Below are 1,241 nucleotides of genomic sequence, written 5' to 3'. Positions count from 1 at the left end.
CCCGCTGCAAGCCCAGGCCAGGATCGGCGACACCAGCATCGCGCTGGCCGGCACCCTGACCGACCCGATGAACCTCGGCGCCCTCGACCTGCGCCTCAAACTCTCCGGCAGCAGCCTGGGCAACCTGTACCCGCTGACCGGCGTGACCTTGCCAGACTCGCCCGCCTATTCCACCGACGGCCACCTGATCGCCAAGCTGCATGAGGCCAGTGGCGCGTCGTTCCAGTATGAAAACTTCAACGGCAAGATCGGCAACAGCGACATCCACGGCAACCTCGGCTACGTCGCCAGCCAGCCGCGGCCCAAGCTCACCGGGGCGCTGGTCTCCAATCAGCTGTTGATGACCGACCTGGCGCCGCTGATCGGCGCCGACTCCAACGCCAAGCAAAAAGCCCGTGGCGGCGAAAGCAAGCAGCCGGCGACCAAGGTGCTGCCAGTGGAAGAGTTCCGCACCGAGCGCTGGCGCGACATGGATGCCGACGTCGAATTCACCGGCAAACGCATCGTCCACAGTGCCGAATTGCCGTTCACCGATCTCTACACTCACTTGGTGCTGAACGACGGGCAGTTGAGCCTGGAGCCCCTGCGTTTCGGCGTGGCCGGTGGCAAGCTCGACGCGCAGATTCGTCTCAACGGGCGCACCACGCCGATGGAAGGCCAGGCCAGACTCACCGCGCGCAACTTCAAGCTCAAGCAGTTGTTCCCGACCTTCGAGCCGATGAAAACCAGCTTCGGTGAGCTCAACGGCGACGCGGACATTTCCGGACGCGGCAACTCCGTCGCGGCATTGCTTGGCACGTCGAATGGCGATCTGAAAATGTTGATCAACGACGGCGCCATCAGCCGCGGACTGATGGAAATCGCCGGGCTCAACGTCGGCAACTACGTGGTCGGCCGCCTGTTTGGCGACAAGGAAGTGAAGATCAACTGTGCGGCCGCAGACTTCGGCATCAAGTCGGGCCTGGCGACGACTCGCCTGTTTGTGTTCGATACCGAGAACGCGATCATCTACATCGATGGCACCGCGAACATGGCCAGCGAGCAGCTTGACCTGACCATTACTCCGGAGTCCAAAGGCTTCCGCCTGTTTTCCCTGCGCTCGCCGTTGTACGTCAACGGGCCGTTTATCAAACCGAATGCTGGGGTGAAGGCGGTGCCGCTGATGCTGCGTGGTGCGGGCATGGTTGCCTTGGGTGTGATTGCCGGCCCGGCGGCGGGCTTGCTGGCGCTGGTGGCACCGA

1 protein-coding gene is annotated in these 1,241 nt (G+C 63.3%); it reads left to right on the top strand.

What is annotated here, in order from left to right:
• Positions 1 to 1,241: AsmA family protein (locus HX846_RS35710; RefSeq protein WP_178967295.1), on the top strand; the 1,241-nt coding region annotated here is incomplete at both ends.

Origin of the sequence: Pseudomonas sp. K5002 (assembly GCF_013386655.1) — a bacterium.
Classification (GTDB): domain Bacteria; phylum Pseudomonadota; class Gammaproteobacteria; order Pseudomonadales; family Pseudomonadaceae; genus Aquipseudomonas.
The sequence above is the reverse complement of the archived record's forward strand: the minus strand, read 5'-3'. Positions and strand labels throughout refer to the sequence as shown.